General features: G+C 59.4%; 13 protein-coding genes and 1 tRNA gene. 5 read left to right on the forward strand and 9 right to left on the reverse strand.

Going from position 1 to position 26,200, the window contains the following annotated elements; all coding sequences use genetic code 11:
- Positions 1–36: 36 nt before the first annotated feature.
- From C4J94_RS18415 to C4J94_RS18425, 3 genes are all read right to left on the reverse strand, one after another.
- Positions 37–261, reverse strand: coding sequence for a ParA family protein (locus C4J94_RS18415; protein ID WP_256657556.1), 225 nt, complete (start codon positions 259–261; stop codon positions 37–39).
- A 122-nt stretch (positions 262–383) separates the two neighbouring features.
- Positions 384–459: transfer RNA gene (locus tag C4J94_RS18420), tRNA-Asn, on the reverse strand.
- Positions 460–513: 54 nt separating this feature from the next.
- Positions 514–1,416 (reverse strand): LysR family transcriptional regulator, encoded by a 903-nt coding sequence (locus tag C4J94_RS18425; protein ID WP_124387470.1) that lies wholly within the window; start codon positions 1,414–1,416, stop codon positions 514–516.
- Between the two features lie 100 nt (positions 1,417–1,516).
- Between C4J94_RS18425 and lldD the strand changes: the two genes are divergently transcribed.
- Positions 1,517–2,653, forward strand: a complete 1,137-nt coding sequence (gene lldD, locus C4J94_RS18430; RefSeq protein ID WP_124387471.1) for an FMN-dependent L-lactate dehydrogenase LldD — start codon at positions 1,517–1,519, stop codon at positions 2,651–2,653.
- 306 nt (positions 2,654–2,959) lie between these two features.
- The gene (locus C4J94_RS18435; RefSeq protein WP_124387472.1) at positions 2,960–3,886 is read left to right on the forward strand and encodes a GGDEF domain-containing protein; all 927 of its coding nucleotides are present in this window, start codon (positions 2,960–2,962) and stop codon (positions 3,884–3,886) included.
- Between the two features lie 21 nt (positions 3,887–3,907).
- On the opposite strand, the gene C4J94_RS18440 is transcribed toward C4J94_RS18435, so the two are convergent.
- From C4J94_RS18440 to C4J94_RS18465, 6 genes are all read right to left on the reverse strand, one after another.
- On the reverse strand, positions 3,908–4,681 hold the full coding sequence (locus C4J94_RS18440) for a TenA family transcriptional regulator (RefSeq protein WP_372240902.1): 774 nt from the start codon (positions 4,679–4,681) through the stop codon (positions 3,908–3,910).
- 76 nt (positions 4,682–4,757) lie between these two features.
- Positions 4,758–7,220 carry an EAL domain-containing protein gene (locus C4J94_RS18445; RefSeq protein WP_124387474.1) on the reverse strand — a complete coding sequence of 821 codons (2,463 nt, stop codon included), beginning with the start codon at positions 7,218–7,220 and terminating at the stop codon, positions 4,758–4,760.
- A gap of 71 nt (positions 7,221–7,291) precedes the next feature.
- Positions 7,292–9,109 carry an ABC transporter ATP-binding protein gene (locus tag C4J94_RS18450; RefSeq protein ID WP_124387475.1) on the reverse strand — a complete coding sequence of 606 codons (1,818 nt, stop codon included), beginning with the start codon at positions 9,107–9,109 and terminating at the stop codon, positions 7,292–7,294.
- Entirely contained in the window at positions 9,102–9,737 is a 636-nt protein-coding gene (locus C4J94_RS18455) for a DsbA family protein (protein ID WP_124387476.1), read from the reverse strand. The genes C4J94_RS18450 and C4J94_RS18455 overlap by 8 nt, the downstream gene beginning before the upstream one ends.
- A gap of 3 nt (positions 9,738–9,740) precedes the next feature.
- Positions 9,741–10,682 (reverse strand): rhodanese-related sulfurtransferase, encoded by a 942-nt coding sequence (locus C4J94_RS18460; RefSeq protein WP_124387477.1) that lies wholly within the window; start codon positions 10,680–10,682, stop codon positions 9,741–9,743.
- A gap of 153 nt (positions 10,683–10,835) precedes the next feature.
- Positions 10,836–13,739 carry an RHS repeat domain-containing protein gene (locus tag C4J94_RS18465; RefSeq protein WP_124387478.1) on the reverse strand — a complete coding sequence of 968 codons (2,904 nt, stop codon included), beginning with the start codon at positions 13,737–13,739 and terminating at the stop codon, positions 10,836–10,838.
- Between the two features lie 201 nt (positions 13,740–13,940).
- On the opposite strand from C4J94_RS18465, the gene C4J94_RS18470 reads away from it, so the two are divergent.
- Genes C4J94_RS18470 through C4J94_RS18480 form a run of 3 tightly spaced genes read left to right on the forward strand, consistent with a single transcriptional unit; the run spans position 13,941 to position 26,178 of the window.
- Positions 13,941–16,775, forward strand: coding sequence for a Tc toxin subunit A (locus C4J94_RS18470; protein WP_256657730.1), 2,835 nt, complete (start codon positions 13,941–13,943; stop codon positions 16,773–16,775).
- Positions 16,776–16,777: 2 nt separating this feature from the next.
- Positions 16,778–21,598: a neuraminidase-like domain-containing protein gene (locus tag C4J94_RS18475; protein WP_124387480.1), complete on the forward strand. Its 4,821-nt coding sequence runs from the start codon at positions 16,778–16,780 to the stop codon at positions 21,596–21,598.
- Entirely contained in the window at positions 21,595–26,178 is a 4,584-nt protein-coding gene (locus C4J94_RS18480; protein ID WP_124387481.1) for a SpvB/TcaC N-terminal domain-containing protein, read from the forward strand. The genes C4J94_RS18475 and C4J94_RS18480 overlap by 4 nt, the downstream gene beginning before the upstream one ends.
- Positions 26,179–26,200 lie beyond the last annotated feature (22 nt).

The raw sequence follows: 26,200 nt of genomic DNA on the forward strand, positions 1-26,200 counted from the left end.
AAAAAGCATGATCAGCGATAGATTGGGGATGCAGGTTTAAGAGATGATTTGATCAGGCCGAGTCTCATTACTCGTGATCAACTGATAGGTACCGACAGGTGCCTCGTGCGACAGGTTGTAAAACGAGGACAGTGACGGCTGATTATCAAGATCGATGAGCAGGGTCCGAACACCTGCGTCGGCGCAGAACGCATCTAGATTGACGCCAACCGTGGTTTTACCCGGTCCGTCTTTGGTTGAAACGACTGCAGTGACTTTCATAGGGCTTGCCTCTAAATCGAAGGATTAGAGACGGCTTCATGCTGGTCACGCTGTGCGCTTTGATCACCCCGAAGAAATCCAAGGCAAAAAAAAGCCTGCATCTCTGCAGGCTTTTCTCTATCTGGCTCCACGACCTGGACTCGAACCAGGGACCCAATGATTAACAGTCATTTGCTCTACCAACTGAGCTATCGCGGAATGCGCCGTATGTTACTGATTAAAAAGAAGAAGTCAACCCTCTTCTGACGCGCGTCACGCCTGCACAGGATGATCGGTCGAAACCGCCTGCTCCTTGGCCAGTTCCAGCCAGGCCCGTGCTGCCGGTGGCAAGTGGGCACTGGCGCGCCAGGCCAGGGCTATATGCCAGTCGGTGAGGGGCTCGTCCAAGGGGATCAATGCGATGCCTGAGTGCTGGTGTTTGTGCGCCAGCATGCGTGGCAGGAAGGCGACGCCCAGGCCTGCGGCGACCAGGTCGACGATGAAGTCGATCTGCCCGCTGCGTGCCGTCACCTTGGGGACTACGCCCTTGCGTTCACAGGCGGCGAGGATTTTCGCGTTGAGGGCAAAGCCGGCTTCGAACAGGATGAAGGGTGAGTCTGCCAGGTCGGTGAAGTCGATGCGCTCGCGGCCCGCCAATGGGTGGCTGACAGGCAATACGGCAATCAAGGGTTCGTTGCGTACAGGCTGGTAGTCGAAGCCTTCGTCTACCGGTAGCAGCAGGGCCGCCAGGTCAACCTCACCTGCTTCCAGGCATTCGCGCAGTTTTTTGCTGCCGTATTCGGTGAGTTCGATGTCGATGTCGGGGTAGCGCATGCGGTAGGTGGCGAACATGGCGGCAAACAGTACGCCGCACCCGACCGGCGGCAGGCCGATGCGCAACAGGCCGCGCTTGAGACCGCGCAGGTCGTTGATCTCCACTACCAGGTCATTGTGTTCGGCAAGCAGCACCAGGGCGCGGCGGTAGGCAATTTCGCCAGCGGCGGTGAGTTCGTTCCTATGGCCGAGACGATTGAGCAGCGGTGTGCCCAATTCTTCCTCAAGGGTTTTCACCGCCTTGCTGACGGTGGACTGGGTCAGGGACACCACCTCGGCCGCCTGGGAAAAACCACCCTGGCGTACCACTTCGACAAACGCTCGCAAGGTTCGCAGGTTCATCAGTATTCCTTATGCGACTGAATAGCAGCGATAAAAGTTGTTTTTATCATGCCAGAACTTTGCTTATCGTGGAGCACTTTGCCGAGTGGAGCCCACGTGCATGATTATCTCGTCCGCATCTGATTACCGCGCTGCCGCCAAGCGCAAGTTGCCACGTTTTCTATTCGACTATATCGATGGCGGCGCCTACGCCGAGCACACACTGCGCGCCAACAGTTCGGACCTGGCAGAGATCAGCCTGCGCCAACGCATCTTGCGCAATGTCGATAACCTGAGCTTGAAAACCACGCTATTCGGCCAGGAACAGGCGATGCCGGTCATTCTCAGCCCAGTCGGCTTGACGGGCATGTACGCACGCCGCGGTGAAGTGCAAGCGGCCAAGGCTGCGGCGAACCAAGGCGTGCCCTTCTGCCTGTCGACGGTGTCGGTATGCCCGATTGAGGAAGTGGCCTCGCAAAGCCCGCAGTCGATCTGGTTTCAGCTGTACGTGCTCAAGGACCGCGGCTTTATGCGCAATGCCCTGGAACGGGCCCAGGCAGCGGGTGTGACCACACTGGTGTTTACCGTCGATATGCCCACCCCCGGCGCGCGTTACCGGGATGCGCACTCGGGCATGTCCGGGCCCTATGCGGCGCAACGGCGGATACTGCAGGCCATGACCAAGCCGCAATGGGCGTTCGATGTAGGCTTGATGGGCCGCCCCCACGACCTCGGCAATATTTCCAGGTACCTGGGCAAACCCACCCATCTGGAAGACTACATTGGCTGGCTGGCCAATAACTTCGACCCGTCGATCAGCTGGAAAGACTTGGAGTGGATCCGCGAGTTCTGGAAAGGCCCGATGATCATCAAAGGCATTCTGGACCCGCAGGATGCCAAGGATGCCGTGAGTTTCGGCGCCGACGGCATCGTGGTCTCCAACCATGGCGGCCGTCAGCTGGATGGCGTGCTATCTACCGCCAAGGCGTTGCCGCCGATTGCCGAGGCCGTCGGCGATGACCTCACCGTGCTGGTGGATTCGGGCATTCGCTCCGGGCTCGACGTGGTGCGCATGCTCGCGCTCGGCGCCAAGGCCTGCCTATTGGGGCGCTCCGCGGTGTATGCACTGGCCGCCGACGGCCAGCATGGCGTGGAAAACCTGCTGGAGATCTTCGCCAAGGAAATGCGTGTGGCAATGACGCTGACAGGTGTCACCTCCATCGCCCAAATCGACCGTTCCACACTGGTAACCCCATAATCACCCGTTCAAACTAGCCAGAGAAATGACGCGGCGGTGGGGCGACTGTCTTTCAGGAAAAAGCAGCTGATTGATTTATATAGTTATTTATTAATTCAAACGATTTGGCACGAATCTGGCTCTAACCCTTTTCAAGCAGGTTAAGTGATGATAAGACGTGTGGCAGTGCCCTGGGCTTATAACCCGACGTAAAGCGGTTTAAACTGTTTCCAATGTTTTACGGAACTGAAGGAACAGTCAGACGCTTGGCACTTGCCACTCTCATCCCGCCTGTAAGACAGTCATGTGCTTAGAGGCCGCCCGCGTATGAAAACACCTACCCAGACCAACGCAATTGACTTTGACAGTGCCAAATTGCAACGCCTGGGATTTGGTCAGCCATCCCTTCGTCCACATCGTCCCGCCAGCCTTGGTCAGCTTCGCCAGCAACTGAGCCAGCAATTGCAAACCAGCCTGGAACCGGAGCGCATCCTCGGTCTGTTCTTCCGCGAAGTGCAACGCCTGGTGCCGCTGGACGCCCTGCACTACCGCCATGCAATCAGCGATCTGCGCCTGGAGTTCGGCCATCGCGGCCATCACTCGGTGAGCTACACCTTGAGCCATGAAGGCGAGCACCTGGGCGAGTTGATATTCCGTCGCAACCAACGTTTCATTGAAGAGGAATTGGGCCAGCTTGAATCCCTGCTCGCCACGTTGCTTTACCCCATGCGCAACGCCCTGCTCTACCGCGCCGCCACCCGCAGTGCTCTGCGCGACCCCTTGACCGAAACTGGTAATCGCGTCGCCATGGACCAGACCCTGCAACGGGAAATCGACATGGCTCGGCGCCACATGCACCCGCTGTCCTTGTTGATGCTGGACATCGATCACTTCAAGAAGGTCAATGACACCCATGGTCATACCGCTGGCGACAGCGTACTGCGAGCCGTAGCCGCCGCGATCAAAAGCCAGTTGCGCAACGTGGACATGGTGTTTCGGTTCGGTGGGGAAGAGTTTCTGATCCTGCTCTCCAACACCGGACGCGATGCGGCGCGGATGGTCGGCGAGCGACTGCGCCAGGCGGCACAGGCCCATGATTATTGGGTGGAGGGGACGCGGGTCGAATTGACGGTAAGCCTGGGCTGCTCGACGCTACTGGCGGCCGAGTCGGCAGAAAGCCTGTTGCGCCGGGCCGACAATGCGCTGTACGTGGCCAAGCGCGAAGGCCGCAATCGCTTGGCAATGGCGGGGTGAAACCCCGCCATTGCCTGTGCATCACGCCTCGCTGGCGACGCGAGCATGGCGCTCACGAGCGAGTGATGGCGCCTTTTCTTTCTCTTGTTCCAGGCGCATGCAGCTTTCCAGGAACAGGTACATATAGTCGTAGCTCTTGCACACCGCCTGGCGCAACTCCACCTGCAGGGCCTTGCTCGGGTTCGTGCCGGCCAGTGTGCAAATGATTTCCAGGGCTTCCCAGGGGTGCGCGTCATCATACTGGGCGTGCATCTTCAGCCACTTCATCGCGCGCTTGCGTTCTTCTTCCGGGAAAGCGGCGGCATATACGCCGGTGGAACAGACCACGGCGGACCACTCCCCAGTCGCCCCCTCGATGGCATAGTTGGTCGCGGCAATCGCAACGATCAATGAATCAGCCGAGCTGGTGTGCCAGCACCAATGACTCAATGCGTGCAACTCCGGTGGCACGTCCTGGGCCTGCAGCTCTTCGAGACTGACGCCATGGGCACGTGCCCAATGCACCCAGTAATCAGCGTGGTTCAATTCCACGCGAATATTGCGCATCAACCAGCGTCGCGCCATGTCCTCTCCAGGATGACGGGCAAACTTGGTCTTGGTGAGGTTCTGTGCCATGTACAAGGCAAACTGCTCCACCACAGGCCAGCCACCGATCAGGTAGTGGCGCATGGTCTTGGCGCTGAGCGTGTTATCGCGCATGCGCTGGTACAGTTCGTGTTCGACAACCCGACGCTTGCTCTCGCTACAGGCCTGGATCAATTGCTGCGCCCAGGCGGGGTAACTCGAGGCTTCCATAAGCGGGCCGGTTCTGTTGAATGCGTCGATCACTGTAGGGCTCCTTTTTTAGTGTGATGTACAGACCAGCAAAGTTTCAGCGGAATGTGCCGGGCGCCTTGAATAACAGGGGCTGTGGCCGCACGGGTCGGCACTGCAAGCTATCAAAGGTAAACAATTGCGGACGTTCGATCAGGTAGCCCTGAGCGTAGTCCACACCTATCTCAAGTAACGCCTGTTCGATCTGCGACGTTTCAACAAACTCGGCAATGGTACGTTTACCCATGACATGGCCGATGTGATTGATCACTTCGACCATGGCGCGGTTAATCGGGTCGTCCAGCATATCCTTTACGAAACTTCCATCGATCTTCAGGAAGTCTACAGGTAAATGTTTGAGATAAGCGAATGAGGACATTCCGGCGCAAAAGTCATCGAGGGAAAAATGGCAACCTAACGCTTTGAGTTCATTAATAAAACGAATCGCACTGCCTAAATTGGCGATAGCACTGGTTTCAGTTATTTCAAAACAAATCATTTCCGGCGGGATGCTGTAAGTGCCGAATTTCTCACATAAAAAACCAAGAAAATCGTCATCGCCAATCGTTATTCCTGACAGATTAATCGCACACATGGCCATAGGTCGGCCCGGACGCTCATGCATGCAACGCGCAATGATCTTGAAGACGTTCTCTACCACCCATCGATCCAGGGACGTCATCAAGCCGTAACGCTCGGCTGCCGGAATAAAACTGTCGGGCAGGATGATTCGCCCTCCCTCGTCGTGCAGCCGCAGCAGAATTTCGACGTGCCCGCTGCCCGCTTCGGTATGGCCCAGGGGCGAAATTTCCTGGGAGTACAGGCAAAAACGGTTCTCCTCCAGCGCCATGTGCAGGCGCTGCACCCAGGCCATCTCACCAAAGCGCAGGGACAGCTCCGAGTCATCGGCGTGATACACCTGCACCCGGTTACGCCCCTTTTCCTTGGCCATGTAGCACGCCATATCGGCGGCACGCAGGGAGGTTTCCAGGGTGGTCGGGGCTTGTGAGATGTGCACCAGGCCGATGCTGACGGTGGTCATGAACGGTCGGCCCTTCCACACAAAATGCAGGCTCTGTACGGTGTGGCGCAGGCTCTCGGCGATCTTCTCGGCCACCGGTGCCGGGCAGTTCTCCAGCAGAATGCCGAACTCATCGCCGCCCAGCCGCGCCAAGGTATCGCCTTCGCGCAGGTCCGATTGCAGCAGCGCGCAAATGTGGCGCAGCAGCTCGTCGCCTGCGGCGTGGCCGCAGGTGTCATTGACCAGCTTGAACTGGTCCAGATCGAGAAACATCAAGGCATGGCGGCCGTTTTGCTGGCGTGCCACCTGCTGCAGCACCTGCTCCAGGCGGTATTCGAATTCGCGGCGGTTGGCCAGGCCGGTCAAGGCATCGTGGGTCGCCTGCCATGAAAGGTTGGCGATGTACTGGCGCTCCTGGGTCATGTCATGCAGCACCAGCACCGCGCCGCTGACCTTGCCGGCGCTGCGAATCGGCGCGCCAACCAGGGTCACGGAGACGGTGCTGCCGTCCAGGCGCTGGATCAACTTGGAATGTTCACTGCCACCACTCAATTCACCCTTGATGATGCGCTCGATCAGGGTGAAACCATCCGGCTCAGCGTTTTCATCCAACAATTTGAACAACGCCGCCAGCGGCAGGCCCTGGGCCTGCGTCGACTTCCAGTGAGTCAGCGCTTCGGCGGCGGGGTTCATGTAGGCAATCGCACCGTCCACGTCGGTGGTGATGACACCGTCGCCAATCGACTCCAGGGTGATCTGCGCTCGCTCCTTCTCCGCCTGCAGGGCATCGGCGAACGCATGGCGCTGGGCCAGTAATTTGTGCGTGCGCAGCAGAGCCAGCACGATCAGGCCCAGGGCCGTGGCCAGGTTCGTGATCAGCAACAGGCGCAGGATCATCCGCGAGCCTTCACCCAGTGCGTCACTGAACGCCTTGGCCGCCGGTGTCACACCTTCGTTGATCGCGGTGATGCGAGCCTTCCACTGGCGCACATCGTTGGCATTGACCCGATCAGCGACAATGGCGCCGTGCATTTCCCGGGCGAGATCGTCCAGTTGCAACAAGTAGCCATCGCCCACCGTCCAGAGTTCGATGGCTTTTTCCAGGTAGCTGAAATGGCGAAAGTTGAGATACAGCCAGATCAGGCTGGAGACGTCGTCCGGGTGGTTGCCCCCCTTGATGATGCCCTGGCGCGCAGCCGCTATATCCGGGGTGGGGCGGTCCAGCGCAATGCGCAACTCATGCCCGCCTTGCGGTACGGCGATAGCTTGCTGGTATTTGAGATAGGTCGCCGCTTCGCGGTTATCGGCGTAGAGGGTCAGGTAGTAGATGGCGTCCTTCTGGCCCTTGGACCATAGGCTTTCGCCAGCCACATAGCCACGCACCGCCGAGAGCACGTAGAGACTGACGCAGCCTAACAATGCCTGGAACAGCACAACGGCAATAAAGGGCCAGACAATGCCCAGCAGCCGTGGCGTTCCGAGAGTCCGCTTTTGCTTCATGAAGTCCCTTGCACATGCACAGCTTAATACGCACGCGAAAATCCGCTCCCGATCGCACAGCCTAAGCCAAATCACCGCACTTGTTGCAAGTGTCCATACAATTTGGCGTACAGCCCGCCGTCGGCAATCAATTGCTGATGGTCGCCGTCCTCGGCGATACGCCCACCATCGAACACCAGTACCCGATCGGCCTGCTTCACCGCTGAAAGCCGGTGGGCGATAATCAGTGTAGTACGCCCACTGAGAAACCGCGCCAGCGCCTGGTGCAGGTTGTACTCGGTGGCCGCGTCCAGTGCCGAGGTGGCTTCATCCAGAATCACCACCTTGGGCTCGGCCAACACCATGCGCGCAATGGCCAGGCGTTGCCGTTGACCACCGGAAAAGCGCACGCCAGAGCGGCCAACCACGCTGTCCAGGCCCAACGGCAATGCCTTGACGGTGGCCTCCAGCTGGGCGATTTCCAGCGCCTGCCAGCACGTCTGATCCGTACGCTCGCGCCCCATGGTCAGGTTGGCGCGCACCGTATCGTTGAACAGCGCCGGGTGCTGCAGCACCACCGCAACATTTTCGCGAATGGTTGCCAGGCCGATCTCCTGCTGGGTCGCACCGCCAAAACGAATGGTGCCCGCCTGCGGGGTGTAGAGGCCCAGCAACAATTGCACCAGGGTACTTTTGCCGCCACCGCTGGCGCCGACGATCGCCACTTTCTCACCCGGTGCGATGGCCAGGTTCAATTGGTCGAGCACCAGCTCCTCGCCGTAACCGAAGTCCAGGCCGCGCACTTCGATGCCCACCGTCGCACGCTCGCTGAAAGGATCGGCACCGCCTGCGTATTGCGGCTCGTCGGCGCGGGCCAGCAGTTCGTTGATGCGCGTCAACGCACCGCCCGCCGCGTAGTAGGCGTATTGCAGGTTGAGCAATTGCTCCACCGGGCCGATCATGAACCACAGGTAACTGAACACCGCGAGCATCTGGCCGATGGACAGGTCGGAAAACAGCACGGTGAGCATCGCCGCTGCGCGGAATATGTCGATGCCGAACTGGAAGAGCAAGCCACTGGCGCGGCTGGAGGCGTCGGTTTTCCATTGCGAGTGAATGGCATAGTCGCGCACTTCCTGGGCCCGCTGGCCCAGGCGCCCGAGGAAAAAGCCCTGGCGGTTGCCGGCGCGCACTTCCTGGATGGCATCCAGGGTTTCGGTCAGCGCCTGGGTGAACCGCGAGGTGCTGTCGTTTTCCAGTTTCTTCAAGTGTTTGACCCGCTTGCCCAACTGCACCGTGGCGTAGATCACCAACGGGTTGAACAGCAGGATCAGCAGCGCCAGTTGCCAATGCATCCACACCAGGATGGCCGAGGTGCCGAGCAGGGTCAGCATCGCCACCAGGAAGCGGCTGAGGGTTTCGCCGACAAATTTGTCCAGGGTGTCCAGGTCGGTGACCAGATGGGTCGTCACCGTGCCGCTGCCCAGGCTTTCGTATTCGCCGAGGGAGATGCGCTTGAGCCGTTCGATCAGCCGCACGCGGATGCGGTAGACGATGTCCTTGGCCAGCCGTGCAAACAGCCGCGCCTGCACCACGTTGAACACCAGTGCGCCGCAGCGCAGGGCCAGGGTCACCAGGAGCATCAGGCCGATATAGCCGGCGGCCTTCTGCCAGCCCAGCGGCAAGAAGTTGTTCATCACCTTGAGCGCGGCATCGCCACGGCCCAGCAGCACTTCATCGACCAGCAGCGGTAGCAGCAACGGGATGGGGACGCTGCACAAGGTCGCGAGCACTGCGACGCTATTGGCGATCCACAGGGATTTCCTGTGACGCAGAGCCAGGCGACGAATTTCCGCCCAGGTCAGGCGGTCGGTGCGTGTTGCTTCAGGCGTGTCGGGCTGATCATGCACAGGTGGCTCGCTCCAGCCATCGGCCCAGCAAAGGCGAAAGCTCGGACAGCGGCTGGTAACCATTGGTCAGCAAGGCCAACTGACCATTGCGCTCGGCCAGCAAGGTCGGAAAGCCGGCAATGCCCAAGTCCTGCACCCAGGTGAAATCGGCGGCTGTGGCCGCGTGCTGCTCGGCGCGGTCGAACTCGCCGGCAAACTCGATACGCGGGATCCCGGCCTGCTCGGCCAGCTCCACCAGCACGTGGGCAGAGGTGACGTCGCGGCCCTCTACATAGAACGCCTGCTGGATCAGCCCCAGCAGCTTCCAGGCGCAATCGGGCGCCAGGCTGCGCGCCGTGACGATGGCGCGGCACGCAGGCTCGGTGTCATAGACGAACCCATCGGGCAGCGCGCCCTCGCGCTTGAACGGCTGGCCGGTGGCGTCCGTCACCGCCTGCCAGTGCTCGAGGATATAGCGCCGCGTGGTCGGTTCCAGCGCCGCGCCGCTGCCGGTGCGCAGGCCGCCCACCACCAGGTGCAACTCCACACCGGCCGCCCGGGCCTGCTCAACCAGCGCCTGCGCCACCGGGGCAAAGCCCCAGCACCAGGAACACATCGGGTCCATCACATAGAGCAGGCGCGCGGGCATGGTTCAAGCCTCGGAAGGGGTTTGCTTGTAGTTGAAGCCAATCGGGTGCGGCATATTGCGCGCCTTGGCCAGCTCGATCTGCTTCTGCCGGTCGATGGCACTGCGACGGGTTTTCTCCGGCAGCTTATCCCAGCAATGCGGGCAACTGATGCCAGCCACATAATGCTCGGACGCGCGGTCTTCCACGCTCACCGGTGTGCGGCAGGCATGACATTGATCGTAGTCGCCTTCGCTCAAGTCGTGGCGCACCGTCACGCGATTGTCGAAAACAAAGCAGTCGCCCTGCCACTTGGTCTCTTCCTGCGGCACCTCTTCGAGGTATTTGAGGATACCGCCCTTGAGATGATAGACCTCGCCAAAGCCTTCATTGAGCATATAGCTCGAGGCTTTCTCGCAGCGAATGCCGCCGGTGCAGAACATGGCGACTTTCTTGTGTTTCGCCGGGTCGAAGTTGGCTTTGATGTAGTCGGGAAATTCGCGAAAACTGGTGGTTTTCGGATCGATCGCGCCTTCGAAGGTGCCGATCGACACTTCGTAGTCGTTGCGGGTGTCGATCAGCAAGACTTCTGGGTCGCTGATCAGCGCGTTCCAGTCCTTGGGGTCGACGTAGGTGCCGACCTGCTTGTTCGGGTCGACGCCTTCGACGCCCAGGGTCACGATCTCTTTCTTGAGCTTGACCTTGGTGCGATAGAACGGCTGGTCATCGCAATACGACTCCTTGTGGTCGATGTCGTCCATGCGAGGGTCGTTCTTGAGCCACGCCATCAGGCCGTCGATGCCTTCGCGGCTGCCGGAAACGGTACCGTTGATGCCTTCTTCGGCGATCAGCAGGGTGCCTTTGATGCCGTTGTCGACCATCGCCTGCAGCAGTGGCTCGCGCAGGGCGACGTAATCTTCGAGGGTGACGAACTTGTACAGTGCCGCCACGACAATCGGTTGAGTCATGGGTGTTCTCTCCAGGTGGCTACCCTCGTAAAGGGTGAACCGGATGCAAAAGGACGCCGGCCAGGCGGCGCGGCGCGCATTCTAGCAAAACCACGCAGCCACCGCATCGACACGCAGTCGCTGATATTCCCCGACGCCTGGCAGCGACCGGCTTTAGCGGTGTGGGTTGCGTATGCCTTCCACTCGGTACTGCTGGCCACCGAGGTGTCTCAAGATCAGCCGATAGGCGCCGCGGCCACGAGAAGCGGCATAGCCATGCAAATCAGCGGACCACAGTTGATCTCTGTGAGAATGCCAGTGAACCGCGCCCAAACGCCCTTCACCCAAGTGGCTGAGGGTAAGGGCAATACTGCGGCCCTCGCGGCTCGATGGGTCGACACCTCCAAGTGCCAAAGTATCGATCTGCATCCGCGGGGCAGCGGCGCTCATCGCCGTCGGCGCCGTCGGCGGCTGGGCTTGCGCCTGCCGACTGCCACGCGCGCGGCTGGAGCCGGCAACCTGTGTCGTCGCCCCGACCTCGAACGCGCTTGGCCCCGCCTGTTGACTGCTCGCGGCAGCGGACTCACGCCCAGGTCCTCGCAGCAGTACCGCGCCATAGCCCCTGCGTTTCAACTCGGGCATCGGGTTACGATTGACCTTCAGTATTTTTTCGACGTCTCCCGGTTTGTCCACAGGCCCCGCGTAACCGTAGATATGCTTCTGAGGTGACGTAAAGACATACAGGGAAATGCCTTCGTCCGCATGGCGGCGCCCATAGGCAAAATTCACCATCCGCTCCGTTTCTGCGTGAGTCAACTGCGCCTGCTGCGCCAACGAGATCGCCATCTCCGAAACATTTCTGGCGAATACTTCTTCCACTTGTTCCGCGGCCCTGGCCAGGGCCTGCGGTTGCATTTGTTGATAGGCACTCAAGCGGCTGGCGCCAAACAGTACACCTCCCACCAGCGCCCCAACGGAAGCCCCCATCGTCGCATTGCCAAACAGCGCCCCCGCGCCCAGGCCCAGCAAGACCAGCAGCAGGACTATGATACCTTCCCGTATTTGGGTACTTTCCACGTCAACCGGCAGCAGTCCCATTGAATCAACGAATGTGATCGGGTTGTTGAACGCCATGAGATAGGGATTCAACGCTTCACTATCCCCTACGGGGTCCGGGCTTATCCAGCGCTGTAACCAAGGGGCGTAGTAGCGGAAACCGTAGTAGTACAAACCGCTGCTGTCACACTCTTTGCCTGAATACCGGCGAGTCTTGTAGCTACCCTCTAACTCGCTGCGCGATGCCCACCACGCCGTTCCCCCATAAGGAAAATAGCTCTCCTGGCTCAATAACTGCGCCTGTTCGCCCAACTCCAGACCATGACTCGATTGCTGGTCCGTCAGGCAAAAACGCAGGGTTTCATCAGCGGCCCGCTCATCGAGCCCCAGCTCCCATTGCAACACCTCGACCGTGCACCGCGCCACTTCAAGGCGCACCACATTCAGCCGGCGTAACGGCCGATGGCGGATCTCCAGGCCCGGCAGGTAATACACACGCGCGGTTTGCCGACTGCCGGCCACCTGCTGATGGGTGAGCTTGAGTGCACGCTGGCCGTCGCCTGCGTACACATAGGCCTCCTCATCCGTGTCCCCCTTCTCTCGCGCAATTGTCGTGACTTTAGTCAGTTGGTTACGCACGTTCCATTGCATCGGCACGCTACGCCCCAGCTGTTGCTGATTGCCGTTGGCATCAAAGCCCTGCGCGAACTCGGCAACCGGATGTTCGCTCGACAACGCGCGATTACTGCCGGTGGCGACGTGCATGTTGCGCGTATAGCCGACCCCAATGGACGGCACATGCCGCAATTGGGTCAGGTTACCCCCCTCGTCATAGACGTAGTGCTGGGTATAGTTGCGCCACAGGCCGGCATCGGTCGAGCCGAACGAAACTCGCGTGGGCAGTGCCGGGCCGATGGCGGCGGCGCTGCTTTCCCGGCCAGTCGCCTGGGTCAGTTGGTACAGCGAGTCGTATTCATAGCGATATGAAGCATCCACTTGCGTGTTGTGGCTCCATTTCGTCGGTTGCGCCTGATCCTGCTGGCTTGAAACATTTCCCACGGGATCATATTCGTAGCTCAGATCCTGTAACGGCGTCGCCAGCTCATTCTTGCGGTACGCCATCAGCCGGTGCATACGCCCATCCTCGGCCCGATACGCGGCCTCGCTGGTCACGCCATTCCCCAACACGGCCGCTTCCACCTGACCGGCGGCATTGTAGCGGTAGCGCTCGATCACGGTCTTGCGCGTGCCACTTTTCAAGGTGAGGTGAACATTCTTCATCTGCCCGTCCAGCCCATAGGCGAATCGTTGGGCGTTTCCCTTGGCGTCGAGTTGTTCCAGCGTGCCGCCAAGGGCGTCAAACGTCCAACGAGTGGCGTAATGCACGCTTTCCAACTGCTGGTCCTGGTCGGCCTGGGCCAGCGGCCAGTCCACCTCGCCCGGCGCCTCGCGAAACCGCCGGGTTTGACGCAGCGCTTGCCCGGTCATTGCGTACTCCTCAAACACCTGCGTGCCCGCCGGGTCAGCATGGAGTAGCAGACGTCCACTGCAGTTAAGCGCGACGTGCTCGGGCGTTGGCAGGGCATACACCAAGCGTTCGACACACCGCGCTCGCGCTTCGCCGGCAGCTTGTTCGAACACCGCCACCGGACGCTGTAAGACGTCATAGTCGTGGCGCTGATAGGCACCCCGCCCGTCCCAGGCATGCAGCAATTGCCCCGATGGTCCTGCCAGCATCAAACGCGTACCGGCGTCCACCGCCTTGCTGCGGATCAGCGTACCGGACAGGCTGTACACCGACAGCCGATTCGCCTCGGTCGACGGTTCGCGCAATTTACGGGTAAGCAGGCGCGGGTCCCATTGCTCGAGCAACAGGCCGCTGGCCCCATAGACGTGGCGCCTGACACGGGCTGTTGGCGCTGCCTCAGATGTAGCGCGCAGATAAGCGACGCTGCGCACGGTCAACCCACGGGGGTCGAATGCTGCAAGCGAGGGCGTATTTCGATGAAGGGAAGCAGACATGATCAGATGACCTGTATTTGCACAATGGTCGGTAAAGCCTAGGGTTCATGCCTCGCACTGAGGTGGTATTGGCGTATGGACGCCTCGATTGGCGGGGGCCGGCGATGCCTGTAAATAGCTATGCCTGGCCCCGTTAACCTGCGTGATAGCGTTTTTCATTGCCCGCCGGCCCCATCGGCGGGCGTGAAGGAACGTATGAATATGCCAACCGACAGCCGCTCATTGCTCGAGCAACTGATTGATCACACACGCCCTCCCGCCCCCGGTCGGGACGATTTCAAGACCGCGCTGCAGCGCCTCGACATTCGTTCGGTATTCGACATTGTGCGACTCAGCGAAAAGGCCTTCGCTGAGCAACTGGCCACCTACAACGATGACGATGCCCACGCGGTGTATCGCAAGGCTCAAAGCGCTGCAAGGCAACTGGAAAGGTTGTTTCGCGAACAGCAAGTCGCGCCGGATCGCTCGTCCTTGCGCAATAAAGTCCCTGTGGCCGCCAATACCAGTGCCACCTACCAGGCCTTGTTCAACGAAAACTGGAAACAGTTCTGCGCCAGCTCGTCCATAGCAGCGCTCGACTCTTCGGCTGCCTATCTGCGCGCGCTTTATCTGTTCGCCCTGGAACTGGAAGAGAATGCCGAGGGGGCAGACGCGATCAAATTGTCGGACCGGCGTGTGGATCTGAAGGCGCTGTTGATCGACCAACACAGCGTCGCGGAGCAGGTGCCCATGTTGTCGATCGTCAATCAGACGTTGTTGCGCCATATTGCGGGCGTCAACGACAGCGACGCCTATATCCTACTGAGCAAGACCTGGTACCCGTTTTCGCTGCCGTATCATTTCCACCACCAGCAATGCTGGCTGGGCTTGTCGGGTGACAAACCGATGCTGGGGGAGTTGAACTATCGCATCAGTCGCCGACTGCCCCTAGCCGGAGAAACCAGCACTTATGGGCAAGTCGTTAGCCAAAATAATGAGGTCCAGTGTCTGTTATCAGGGTTAAGCCCTGAACAACAGACAATGCTGAAAAATGATCTGATAGCAGCGAAGGATGCGCAAATCTTCTATCTCACGTACTTCAACTGGACGGCTGAGAAGGGGCTGGAAAACGTCACTGACTTTCTGCACCACACGCAACTGGATGCCGGACAACTTCAAGCGCTGCTGGCACAACAGACACAAGCACCGCGCAAATCGCCTAACTGCAAGCAGGACACCGGCTTTACTTACGGTGCCTGTTACATTAACGGTGCGACTGGCCCTGACGTTGCGCTTGCACCCGCGATCGGCCTGGACAAAGGCGCCCCCAGCAAACTGGCCAACGTGAGCCTCGAACGCTTCGACAGGCTGCACCGGATGATTCGCCTACAGCGCTGGCTCGGCCTGCCTTTTGCGCAATTGGACACGTTGCTGGTCAGTGCCATGCGCTGCGAAGGTGCCAGCAACCCCGGGCTGCTGATCACCCATAACACGCTCCGGGCACTGGGGGTCTTTTGCTATCTGAGCAAGCGCTACGGCTTGCACGCCGAAGAGTTTGCCGCCTGGCTCCATCAATTGCCCGTTCACGCCTCGGGTGAGCGCGTGTCATTGTTCGATCAGGTGTTCAATCGCGCAGGTTCCGCCCTGCCGCCCCTGTATCTGGACGGCCATGCATTCGACGCAACGACTGCGCAACAACTCTGCGCCGGGCTGGGCCTGCAAGACACCGAAGATTCGTTGCAACTGCTGATCGTCGATAAGCCTGCAACCCGTACGATCGAGACCGTCAGCGCACTTTATCGGCAAGCGCGCATCGCTCGCCTGTTCGGCTTGTCGGTCATGCAATGCCGACAACTGGCGCACTTGCTCGGCAAGGCCAGCTTTCTTACGCAACTGCGTCACCCAACGCTACGCCGCAAGCCGAAGGGCGCGACTGACTTTCTCGATATGCTCATGCACCTGGAATGGGCCAGCCATTGGTTCAAGGAGAACGGCGACAGCCTGTCACTGTTAAGGCGCCAGCTTTTGCTCGAGCAGCAGGTCCAGGACCCGGCTATCACCCTGCTGTTGAAAGAGTTCGCGGCCTATGATCAGGCTTCTTATTCCAAACACTTGAACCTGCTCAACCTTCCCCAGCAACCTGATGATGAAAAACAGCGGTTGCCCGCCGTAAACTGGGAATCCCTTGTCCAGCAAGCACTGAAAAGGATGCGCTCAGAGACGCGCATTGAGGAGGCGCTCAATGAAATGCTGTCTTCCCTTGTCATCAGCACGCAATCCGACCGCACAACCGAGATCATCAAAGTAGTCAAACCCAAGCTTGAAAAACTGCTGAACACGGTGCGGGATGAATTGTGGGCGCTGTATATACGTCTCAAAGGCATCATCCACGCCGCCCCCCAGCTGCCAGGCAATGGCAACGGTTATGAAAAATATGACCATTACGGCCATTTCCTGCGCTTACACGCGCCCGCTGCCCCACCCCTGCAAACCCTCGGCTACTTGATATTGCTATTGCCTCACGCCGTCGATGCTCTGCAATTGCCGCTCAGCCGCCAGGCGCTTGATCAGTTTCTGATAAACCCGCACTGGCTGGACAGTGACTATCAAGCATCTTCGTTACTTGAACTGACCCCGCACACCCTTTGCCTCATGCAGCAGTTCAAGCATTGCATTGACCGCCTAGGCATGACCGAAGAACACATGCTCGACTACTTCAGGCAGGCCAACACACCGCCCGATAGCGCAGCGCAAAACACCAGTGACGAAATCAACGCGCATCTCGCCCGCCTGTGTGGCTGGAGTGCCAGCGAAATAGACGTCTTCAGCAGCCAACTGAAACCGCCACGCATTACCTCCATGGATCGCCTGGACTGGCTGATGCGCTGCCGCCAGGCCAGCACCGCTACCGGCCTGTCGGCCAGCCTGCTGATCGCAGCGAGCCAACTTAAAACCGACTCCACATTCGCTCAATGGAAGGCCGTCGGCGACGCGCTCACGAGCGCGCACGCATCCCCCATCAACGCGCCTTCCACTTCCGACCTGCTCAAGGATTGATCATGTCCCATTCACTTGCCCAACAACTTAACGAAAGCCTGCGCGATGCCATGCTCGCGTACTACCTCACCCATAAAGTGCCGGCTGCCCTGAAGACAACTATCAGCACTGCCGATGACCTTTACGCGTATTGGTTACTCGACGTCCAAGTTAGCCAGGCCGTGCCAACCAGTCCGGTAGCCTGCGCCATTTCCAGCCTGCAGCAATACATCAGCCGTATTGAACTGGGCCTGGAGCCGGGCTACGAACACCAGGGCATGACCGCGCAACAGGGCAAGCTCTGGCGCGAACAGTTGCACACCTACCCGCTGTGGCATGCCAATCAGCAACTGCGCTACCACCCGGCGAACTATCTGGACCCCACATTACGACGTGATAAGACCGACAGTTTTCAACAGTTGGAAAACGACCTCAGCCAGTACCGAATTCAAGCGGACACCGTCGCCACGGCGGTTCAGCATTATCTGAGCAGGTTCGAGGAAACCGCCAACATACGCACGATCAACGGCTATATCGACGCAGACTTGAGCAGCCTGCACAGCGGCACCTATTATTTCGTCGGTAAGTCGAGCTCCGAGAACACCTATCACTGGCGTGCTCTGGACCTGTCCAGGCGCTCCGGCGCGGTGCTTTTGCCGGGCGCCTGGTCAGACTGGGAAAAAATCAACCTGTCGATCTCCGACGCCACCGCCGAGCAAAGTATCCGGCCGGTGTATTTCAATGGCCGGCTATTTTTCATCTGGGCCGAATGCATCAAGCCCACCCCGTCCAGTTCGTTTAAGCCGGCGCAACGGGATTCGGAGGAAAAGGAGCAACTGGCCGATTGGATCAACACCCACTACGTCAAATTCCGGCTCAATTTCTCGTATAAAAAGCACGAAGGCAGTTGGAGCGTGCCCCATACATGCATTGAGCAATATTGCGCGACTGAAGACGTAAACGCATCGTCCCATGAGCTGCTCAAAAGCATTACCCAAACGGTAGCCGTCGTCGACAGTAGCAGCACGCCTGTGCTTTTTTTAAGCGTGCTTGCCACCAGCCGCAAAGATCCTAAACAGCAGGATAATTTTATCGGCAAATTTTTCCAGGCCGTCCATCTCGACCAGTCTTTCAATCTCATCACCGTCGCCGACGGCGGCAGCCCGGAGCGCTATAGCGTGCTGCCCGGTTCAGCGGTGGCCGAAGAGATAAACCGGCTACTGGAACCCTTCGATCCGTCCCAGAAAACCAGAGTACAAACCATACTCAAAGGTGAGGTGCAAAGTACCAACGGGTATTACAGCGAATTGCTGCCCGACAGCGCCCGGCAATTTCTTACCCTCTTTGCCCACAAAAACCAGGGCAACTTGCAGTTCAAAATAGCGCCGACAGTCGAGCAAACGATTAGCATAACACCGCACCGGGTTTTCAAAAACAAAGAGCATTGGAATTTTGAACAAAAACAGACAAACATAAAAAACTCCGACAGCACTAACGTTTTCTTCGATTCAAGCACCCAAGAACTTGTGTTCTCTTCTACCCTCAGTGGCAGTTTCCGCCATCCGTACACCGTCACATTATCCAAACCGGCGGGTATGACTATCACGTTGACGACTAATGATGCGCTGGATGACCCAAAAACGACACGAATGGAACTGAGCCAGGGCTCTGTCATCGAAGATGCCGATACAAACCTGAAAACTAATCTTTATTCAATATATCTAAGAAATTCGAACACGCTGGAGGAATTCCCCAACGCTGTCCATCATGCTGACGGGCCACTCTTTTCCCATAAATTAGAGCAGGACGACTCAAAAAAGCTCTCATTGGAAGGTAACTTCATCGAGAAGAACGCTTTCGTAGATTTATATACAAACAAAAACTTCCATTTCGCCCTTACACGTTATGGCATTGCCAAGCAAGAGGGTGAAAAAAAAAACAAGTTACATGCACAAAATTATACGTTTATCCAAAGAGCAAACGTGACCACGTCTAACTTACGCGCCTACAAACACGTCATCATGAGCGCGAACTTCGAAGACTACCCATTTACCAGCGAGATCAATGCCAATACGCATCGGATCATCAATTTTCAGGACACGGCTCACGAAAGCCTCACCGGCTCAAGTCCCGAATTACCTGAAGGACACCGGGTCACGACGCGCCTTCAGGTAACACAGGAGCAACTAATGTCCGGCATCACCCTTATACATGGGGTGGTGACCCTTGAGCCTAGCGAGAACGGCACGAAAATCCTCGGCTATGCATTGAATACGGCAACCTTGAAGCTGACGACATCTGTTTCTGACCCCACGCCCAACCAGCAATTGGCGCCGACAATCAAGACACTCGCATCGGAAACAATCGGCACCGCCGAATTCATTGACTTTTCCAACAGTTCGGCAAGCCTCCCTGCGGGCATGTCCACCACCCTGCGCATGAATACCTGTTTTGCCGCAAAGCTGGTCCAGGCGGCCAATATCGGCCTTGACCATTTGTTCTCGTTAACGCCAAAAACCTGGCAAGAGCCTCCACTTGCACGTGGCGGTGCAGCAGAAGGCATCGACTTCAACGGTGCTTACGGCAAGTACTTCTGGGAGCTGTTCCTGTACGTGCCCTGGCTAATAGCCCATCGCCTGAATCAAGAGCAACAGTACGCCCAAGCGCAAGCCTGGCTCGGCTATCTGTTCGACCCTGGGCGAGCCGCCGACACTTCCAGCGACCGGCCTGCCTTTTGGGGCTTGAGCAGACTCGCCCTTGACGAACGGCTGCCCGATTACATCAGCGACGATCCGCACGAACTGGCGATACGCGCACCCGTGCATTTTCGCAAGGCGATCTACCTGTTTTATCTGGATATCCTGCTCAATCGCGGCGATGCGTACTATCGCCAGCTCACTCCGGATAGCCTGACCCAAGCCAAACTCTGGTACACCCGAGTCCACCATTTCCTTGGCACTCGTCCCAGGGTCATTACCACTGAGCCGTGGGCGCAAATCACCCTTGCCACTTTGGCAACGCAGGGCTCTAAAGCCTTGGAAGAACTCGAGCGAACGAAGCTGGAAATCGACGTCAATCTATCGGTCGAAGGCGAAGCGCGGCTCTGGCTCACGGCCACCGAAAATCTGCGCGTGCCTTTCAACACCGAGCTGGTGGCGCGCTGGGACAAGCTCGAAAGTCGTTTGCATAATCTGCGGCACAATCTCGACATCACCGGCAAGCCCTTGCGCCTGCCGCTCTACGCGGCCCCGCTGTCGCCTCTCACACTGATGGCCAGCCAAGGCAAAGGGGCTTTTGGCGAAAGCCGTGCAGCGCCGTTCATCGACGCGCAGGTCGGCCATTATCGCTTCCAGGTGATGTTGAGCCACGCACTCACGGCCACCGAAGCGGTAATTCAATTCGGCAATACGGTGCTGACCCTGGTTGAACGCAAGGAACAGGCGGAATACCTGGAGCTGCAGCAACAACAAGCGTGGGACCTGGCCAACATCATCGTGACCCAGCAAACCCAGGCGTTGAAGGTCGACGCGAAGAACCGCCAGGCACTCGACGCCAGTCGACGCATGATCGAATCGCGGATGCACTACTACACCCATCAGCTCAGCGAAGGCATCAGCCCCGGCGAATCCCAGGCAGGCTTGCTTTACCTGATGAGCACCGGGTACGACACCGCCGCCTGCGTCGCCGCCGCAGGGGCCGGCATGGCCATGGTGGCACCGAATATCTTCGGTACGAGTGTCGGCGGCTCGCGCTGGGAAGGGCCGTTCTATGCCGCCCAGGCCATTGCCCAGGGTGTTGCCACAGCGCTGCGCGGCACCGCTGCGGACCTGGACCGTTCCGAACAATTCAACCGCCGGGCGCAAGAGTGGGCCCACGCCCAGGATCAGGCCCGACTCGAACTGGCCCAGGTCGACGCCCAATTGAACGCCTATGCCGAGCAGGAAAAAGCCACGCGCCTGCAATTGCGCCTGGCCGAGACCTCCCTGGCCCAGGCCTGGTCGAACTATCAGTTGCTGGCCAAGCGCTATACCAAAGCACAGCTGTATGACTGGCTCAATTCCCAATTGAGCACGTTCTACTACCAGGTCTATGACCTTAGCCTTTCCCTGTGCCGTAGCGCCCAGGCGTGCTGGCAGTACGAGATCGCGGACTATGAGCGCACGTTTATTCAGCCCGGTGCCTGGAACAACCACTACCGTGGCTATCTGGCGGGTGAAGCCCTGAAACTGTCGCTGTTGAACATGAACACCGCCTATTTGAACCATAACGTGCGGGATCTGGAAATCGTCAAGACCATTTCCCTGCGTCACCGCCTGATCGAGTGCGACATATCCCCACCCTCAACCGGCACCTCCCAGACACCGCCCGCCACTACCGAAGACAAGTGGACCGTGCATAAACAGCAACTGGTCAGCAAAGGCACGCTGTGCTTCAAATTGCCCGCAGCACTGTTTGACGAGGATTACCCCGGGCACATCCTGCGACGGATCAAAGGCATCAGCGTATCGTTGCCCGCGACCCTGGGCCCCTATGAAGACATCAAAGCGATACTGACCCAGACCCGCAACGAAATCGAATTGCCCACGGGCCAGCTGCGCACGGACATGCATGCCCATCAACAAATCGCACTGTCCACCGGGCTGGATGACAACGGCCTGTTCACCCTCACGTTCGATAACAACGAGCGTTACTTGCCGTTCGAATACACCGGGGCTATCTCCGACTGGACCCTGGAATTCCCCAACCCGGCCCGGCAAAAAGCCGTCCTGGAATCCATCAACGATATTGTCGTTCACCTGCGCTACACCGCCAGGGCGGCGGCTGCCAGTGGGGGTAAGGCATGAGCGACGACACCTTCAAGCTACAGGTCAATCCGCCAGCCCTGCCCAAGGGCGGTGCGGCCATCCAGGGTACCGGCAAGGGCTGGGGCGATATCGGTTCCAGTGGTACGGCAAGCTTTGAAATTGCCTTGCCCATCTCTCCAGGGCGTGGCTACGCGCCGGCCATGTCGCTGAGCTACCACAGCGGCGCGGGTAACAGCCCCTTCGGCCTGGGCTGGGGGGTGCCCCAGCCTGCCGTCAGCCGGCGCACTTCCCATGGCGTGCCTAGCTACACGATGCACGATGTGCTGGTGGGCCCCGATGGGCAAATGTGGTTACCGGAACGCGACGCCGAGGGCGCAATCAGCAGCAGCCAACTCGCCTTATTCAATGGCTTGCCACTGCCCATCACCTATACGGTGACCCGCCACTTCCCCAGGGTCGAGAGCCGCTTCGACCGCATCGAGCACTGGCAATCGGCAACTGACACAGCCGGCTTCTGGTTGGTACAGAGTGCCGATGGCAGCCAGCACTTTTACGGAAAAACCCCGCTGGCCCGGATTGCCGATCCGGACCAGCCGCACCATGTGGCGCAATGGTTGTTGCAGGAAAGCCTGAATGCCCGCGGTGAGCACATTTATTATCACTACATCAAAGAAACCGATACCGCGCGCTACCCCAGAGACTGTCGCGCCAGGCACTACCTGGAAAGCGTCTGCTACGGCAACTTCACCGCCAGGGAACGGGAGCAGCTTTACCTCTGGCAGACCAACAACGAACCGGACGTGGGCTGGCATTTTCAATTGATCTTTGATTACGGCGAACGCGCCGTTGAACTGGATCAGCGTCCGACGTATCGGAAAATCCGGGCATGGCCAGAACGACCCGATCCCTGCTCGGACTTTTCCTTCGGTTTCGAGCTGCGCACCCTGCGCCGCTGCAGCCAGGTCCTGATGTTTCACCACTTCCCCAAAGAAACGCGAATGGGCGCCGACCCGGTGCTGGTCAAGCGCCTGTTGCTGGAATACCGCCTACCCAGGCATGTCAGTCTGTTGGGCGGGGTTCATGAGCAGGCCTTCGACAGCGCCGGCAATCGCGTGAGCCGCCCGCCGCTGGAGTGCTTTTATCAGTCGAGCCAGCTCAAGATTGACCCTGGCCGCTACAAGGCATTCGCTGCGTTGCCCAGGCAGCATGACGGCACGCGTTATCAACTGGTGGACCTCTATGGCGAAGGCCTGCCCGGTGTGTTGTACCGCGCAGACAAAAGTTGGTATTACCGTGAACCGCTCAGGCCGCAACACGCGGCCACCAGCGACGAGGTGAGCTACGGCGCGGCCGCAGAGCTGACGCGGGTGCCGGTGGCCGACAGCACCCGGCCAATCCACCAGGCGCTGGCCGATGTGAACGGCGACGGGCGTTTGGACTGGATGGTGGCCGCGCCCGGGATGAACGGTTTTTTCAGCCTGGACGAACAACGCAACTGGTCAACCTATACGTCATTCGATGCCTTCCCGTCGGAGATCTTCCACCCCCAGGGCATGCTCGCTGACTTGATGGGGACCGGCCGGCATGACTTTGCGATGATCGGCCCGCGCAGCGTGCGCCTGTATGAAAATCGCCGAGCGGCCGGCTTCGCACCCGCCACCGACGTACCGCATGATCACGACGATGGCTTGCCGATCATTTCTTCCTCGCCCAACGAACTGGTGGCGTTCAGCGACGTGCTCGCCACGGGCCAACAGCATCTGGTGCGTATCCGCCATAACGAGGTGAAATGCTGGCCGAACCTGGGTCGCGGCCGTTTTGGCCAGGGGTTTGTATTGGCCACATTGCCGTTGCGTTATCGAACGTTCAACGCGGCGCATGTACTGCTCGTCGACCTCGATGGCGGTGGCGCGGCAGACTTACTGTATTTGACCACCACTCACCTGCTTATTTTTCTCAACAAAGGCGGCAACGGCTTCGAGACAGAGGCGATCAGCGTCCCATGGCCAGAGGGCGTGCAATACGACGACTACTGCCAGGTCAGCGTTATCGACGTGCTCGGCCTGGGCTGTCCGAGCCTGATCCTGACCGCCGCTCACCAGACCCCCATCCACTGGCGCTACGACTTCTTCAGCCAGAAGCCCTGGCTGCTCAGGGGTACCAACAACAACATGGGCGCCCAGGCGTTGATCGGATATCGCAGCAGTGCCCAAGAGTGGCTGGACGAAAAACGCGAGCTGCAAGCCAAGGGGCAACCTGCGATCAGCCAGCTACCCTTTGCGCTGCTGCTGGTCAGCCAACACACCCAGCAGGACGAGATTACCGGCAACCAACGGACCCAGCGCGTGAGCTATCGCCAGGCTTACTACGACCGCCTGGACCGCGAGTTCCGTGGCTTCGGGCTGTTGCTGCAAACCGACACCGACAGCCGCAAGGATGCTCCCCGCACGCCGGGTTCCAGCGCCCCCGTGCTCAGCAAAACCTGGTTTCATACCGGACGATCCCTCGACATGCCCACCCTCGGCCATAGCGCTCACGACCCGCATGCCAAGGCCCCGGGAGACACGCTGGTCAGCCGCTACAGGGCGACGGCTCAGGCGCAACCGCTGGACCATCATGACGACTTGATCGGTGATCCTGCGCCAGCGCTGGCCCGCGAAGTGGCTCGGGCACTCAGTGGCGTGGTGCTGCGCACGGAAGTAATGCCGGCGGACCCGGCGCACGACGTCGTGCCCTACTCGGTCAAGCATCAGCGGTATCTGGTGCGCGAACTTGCGCCGGCCACTGCCCACACGCCCTACGCCCGGTTATTGCCATTGGCTCTGGAGTCGATCAGCTATCAGTACGAAGGCGTAGCAGACGACCCGGTTTGCCAACACCAGATCAACCTGCGCTGGGATGCCTATGGTTGCCTGGCGCATGGCGTGACCCTGCATTATGCCCGCCGTGCCAGCGCCGACGACCCGCCACCCGCCGTGCTCCCGAATGAACACCAGCAGCGTTGGTGGCGCGATACCCATGACAGTGCGCAACAGTTCTATTACCTGAGCGAAACGCTGGCGCAGCCGATACACCTGGACGACGCACAGCAGTGGTGCCTGGCCTTACCCTACCGCCAACGCCACAACGCCCTGGTGCTCGGCAAGGCGCCGGCCCCTGGCGGGCTGGACCCTGCGCGTATCGCCTATGAGCTGTTCATTGACACCCGCGACGGACCACTGGCCGCGGGGGCCAAGCGCACACTGAGCGGCTTGTCGGTGCAGCGCTACCGGCAGGCCGGTGGCCTCGGTAAAACCCTGGAGCCCGGCGTCGCCACGCCCCAGGCATTGGCCGATTACCTGGAAACCGCCGAGCTGGATGACCAGGCCCTGAATGCTTATAACGACATCCCGGCCATGCCCAACCAACCCACGGTGGATCTGGTAAAAAAGCTCACCGACTGTGGCTATCACACCGTGACGATGTTTTTTCTGTTCGACGGCGAGGCGCCGCCGGGGGAAAACCGCCTGTGGTCGATTCGCCGCCACTTTCCCCGCTATGACAAGCCCAGCCGGTTTTGCCGGTTGAGGGCGCTGCGGGCCACCGAGGCCCACAAAGAAACGACCCTCCAATATGACCCCTACTCGCTGCAAACCCTGCTGGTAAAAACCCCCGACGGCTGCGTGACCAAAGCCGAATACGACTACCGATTGCTGCTGCCGACAAAAATCGTTGACCCAAACGGTACTGTTCAAGAGGCGCTTTATGACGGTTTTGGGCAATTGCTTGCCAGCAGCTTCCACGGCCATGAACAAAGCCTCAGAGTGGGGTTCGCCGCTCTGGAGAGCTACCGCCCGCTCAACAACGTGACACCCGAGCTTGCCATCGACCAGGCGCAAAGCGTGTTGCAAGACATGGCCAGCGCGCACTGCTACGCCCCGTTCAGCTGGATGGGCAGCATCGACCTGGCCCAGGTCAAGCCCGAGTGGATTACCGAAGCCTATCTGCTCCCCGGCGGGTATATCCGCAGGAGCGCGCGAGCGCGCCTGAGCGGCAGTCGCCTACCGCTCAACGACAGCGAAAAACAACTCAAGGCGTTGATCGATGCGGCCAGCCGCACGCCGGTACACGGGCTCATGCTGCAAGCCGACCGCTACCCCGGCGATGCCGAACAACAGGTGCGCATGACCCTGACCTGCTGGGATGGCTTCGGCCGTTCATTGCAGACCAAGCAGAAGACCGAACCAGGCCTGGCCCATGCGGTCGACGAGCAGGGCAACCTGTTGGTCGACGAGCTGCCGGATGCATCCGGCATCGTGAAGAAGCAGCTGCGCCGAGTGCATGCCGATCCGCGCTGGCGCGTCAGCGAGCGTGTCGAATACAACAACAAGGGCCTGGTCATACGCCTCTACCGCCCCTACTTCGCCAACAGCCATGCCTACGTCAATGATCACTCCATGCGCGAATTGGGCCACAGCGACCGGCAATTGTATGACCCTCTCGGGCGCCCGACCCAGACATTCACCGCCGCGGGTCTCATGCGGCGTACCACCTATTGGGCCTGGTATACCGTCAATGAGGATGAAAACGACACCTATGACGAGCTGAATCCCGGCCCAATACAGACTGGCGACGCCTGAGGGCTCAGGTAGCCGCACGACG

Origin of the sequence: Pseudomonas sp. R5-89-07 (assembly GCF_003851685.1) — a bacterium.
Lineage (GTDB): Bacteria > Pseudomonadota > Gammaproteobacteria > Pseudomonadales > Pseudomonadaceae > Aquipseudomonas.

Bases quoted from the DNA above. Each gene is read 5' to 3' on its own strand.
- C4J94_RS18425 (WP_124387470.1), bottom strand. From the start codon at position 1,416: ATGAACCTGCGAACCTTGCGAGCGTTTGTCGAAGTGGTACGCCAGGGT.
- C4J94_RS18445 (WP_124387474.1), bottom strand. From the start codon at position 7,220: ATGAAGCAAAAGCGGACTCTCGGAACGCCACGGCTGCTGGGCATTGTC.
- lldD (WP_124387471.1), top strand. From the start codon at position 1,517: ATGATTATCTCGTCCGCATCTGATTACCGCGCTGCCGCCAAGCGCAAG.
- C4J94_RS18465 (WP_124387478.1), bottom strand. From the start codon at position 13,739: ATGTCTGCTTCCCTTCATCGAAATACGCCCTCGCTTGCAGCATTCGAC.
- C4J94_RS18440 (WP_372240902.1), bottom strand. From the start codon at position 4,681: ATGGAAGCCTCGAGTTACCCCGCCTGGGCGCAGCAATTGATCCAGGCC.
- C4J94_RS18460 (WP_124387477.1), bottom strand. From the start codon at position 10,682: ATGACTCAACCGATTGTCGTGGCGGCACTGTACAAGTTCGTCACCCTC.
- C4J94_RS18455 (WP_124387476.1), bottom strand. From the start codon at position 9,737: ATGCCCGCGCGCCTGCTCTATGTGATGGACCCGATGTGTTCCTGGTGC.
- C4J94_RS18475 (WP_124387480.1), top strand. From the start codon at position 16,778: ATGTCCCATTCACTTGCCCAACAACTTAACGAAAGCCTGCGCGATGCC.
- C4J94_RS18415 (WP_256657556.1), bottom strand. From the start codon at position 261: ATGAAAGTCACTGCAGTCGTTTCAACCAAAGACGGACCGGGTAAAACC.
- C4J94_RS18480 (WP_124387481.1), top strand. From the start codon at position 21,595: ATGAGCGACGACACCTTCAAGCTACAGGTCAATCCGCCAGCCCTGCCC.
- C4J94_RS18435 (WP_124387472.1), top strand. From the start codon at position 2,960: ATGAAAACACCTACCCAGACCAACGCAATTGACTTTGACAGTGCCAAA.
- C4J94_RS18470 (WP_256657730.1), top strand. From the start codon at position 13,941: ATGCCAACCGACAGCCGCTCATTGCTCGAGCAACTGATTGATCACACA.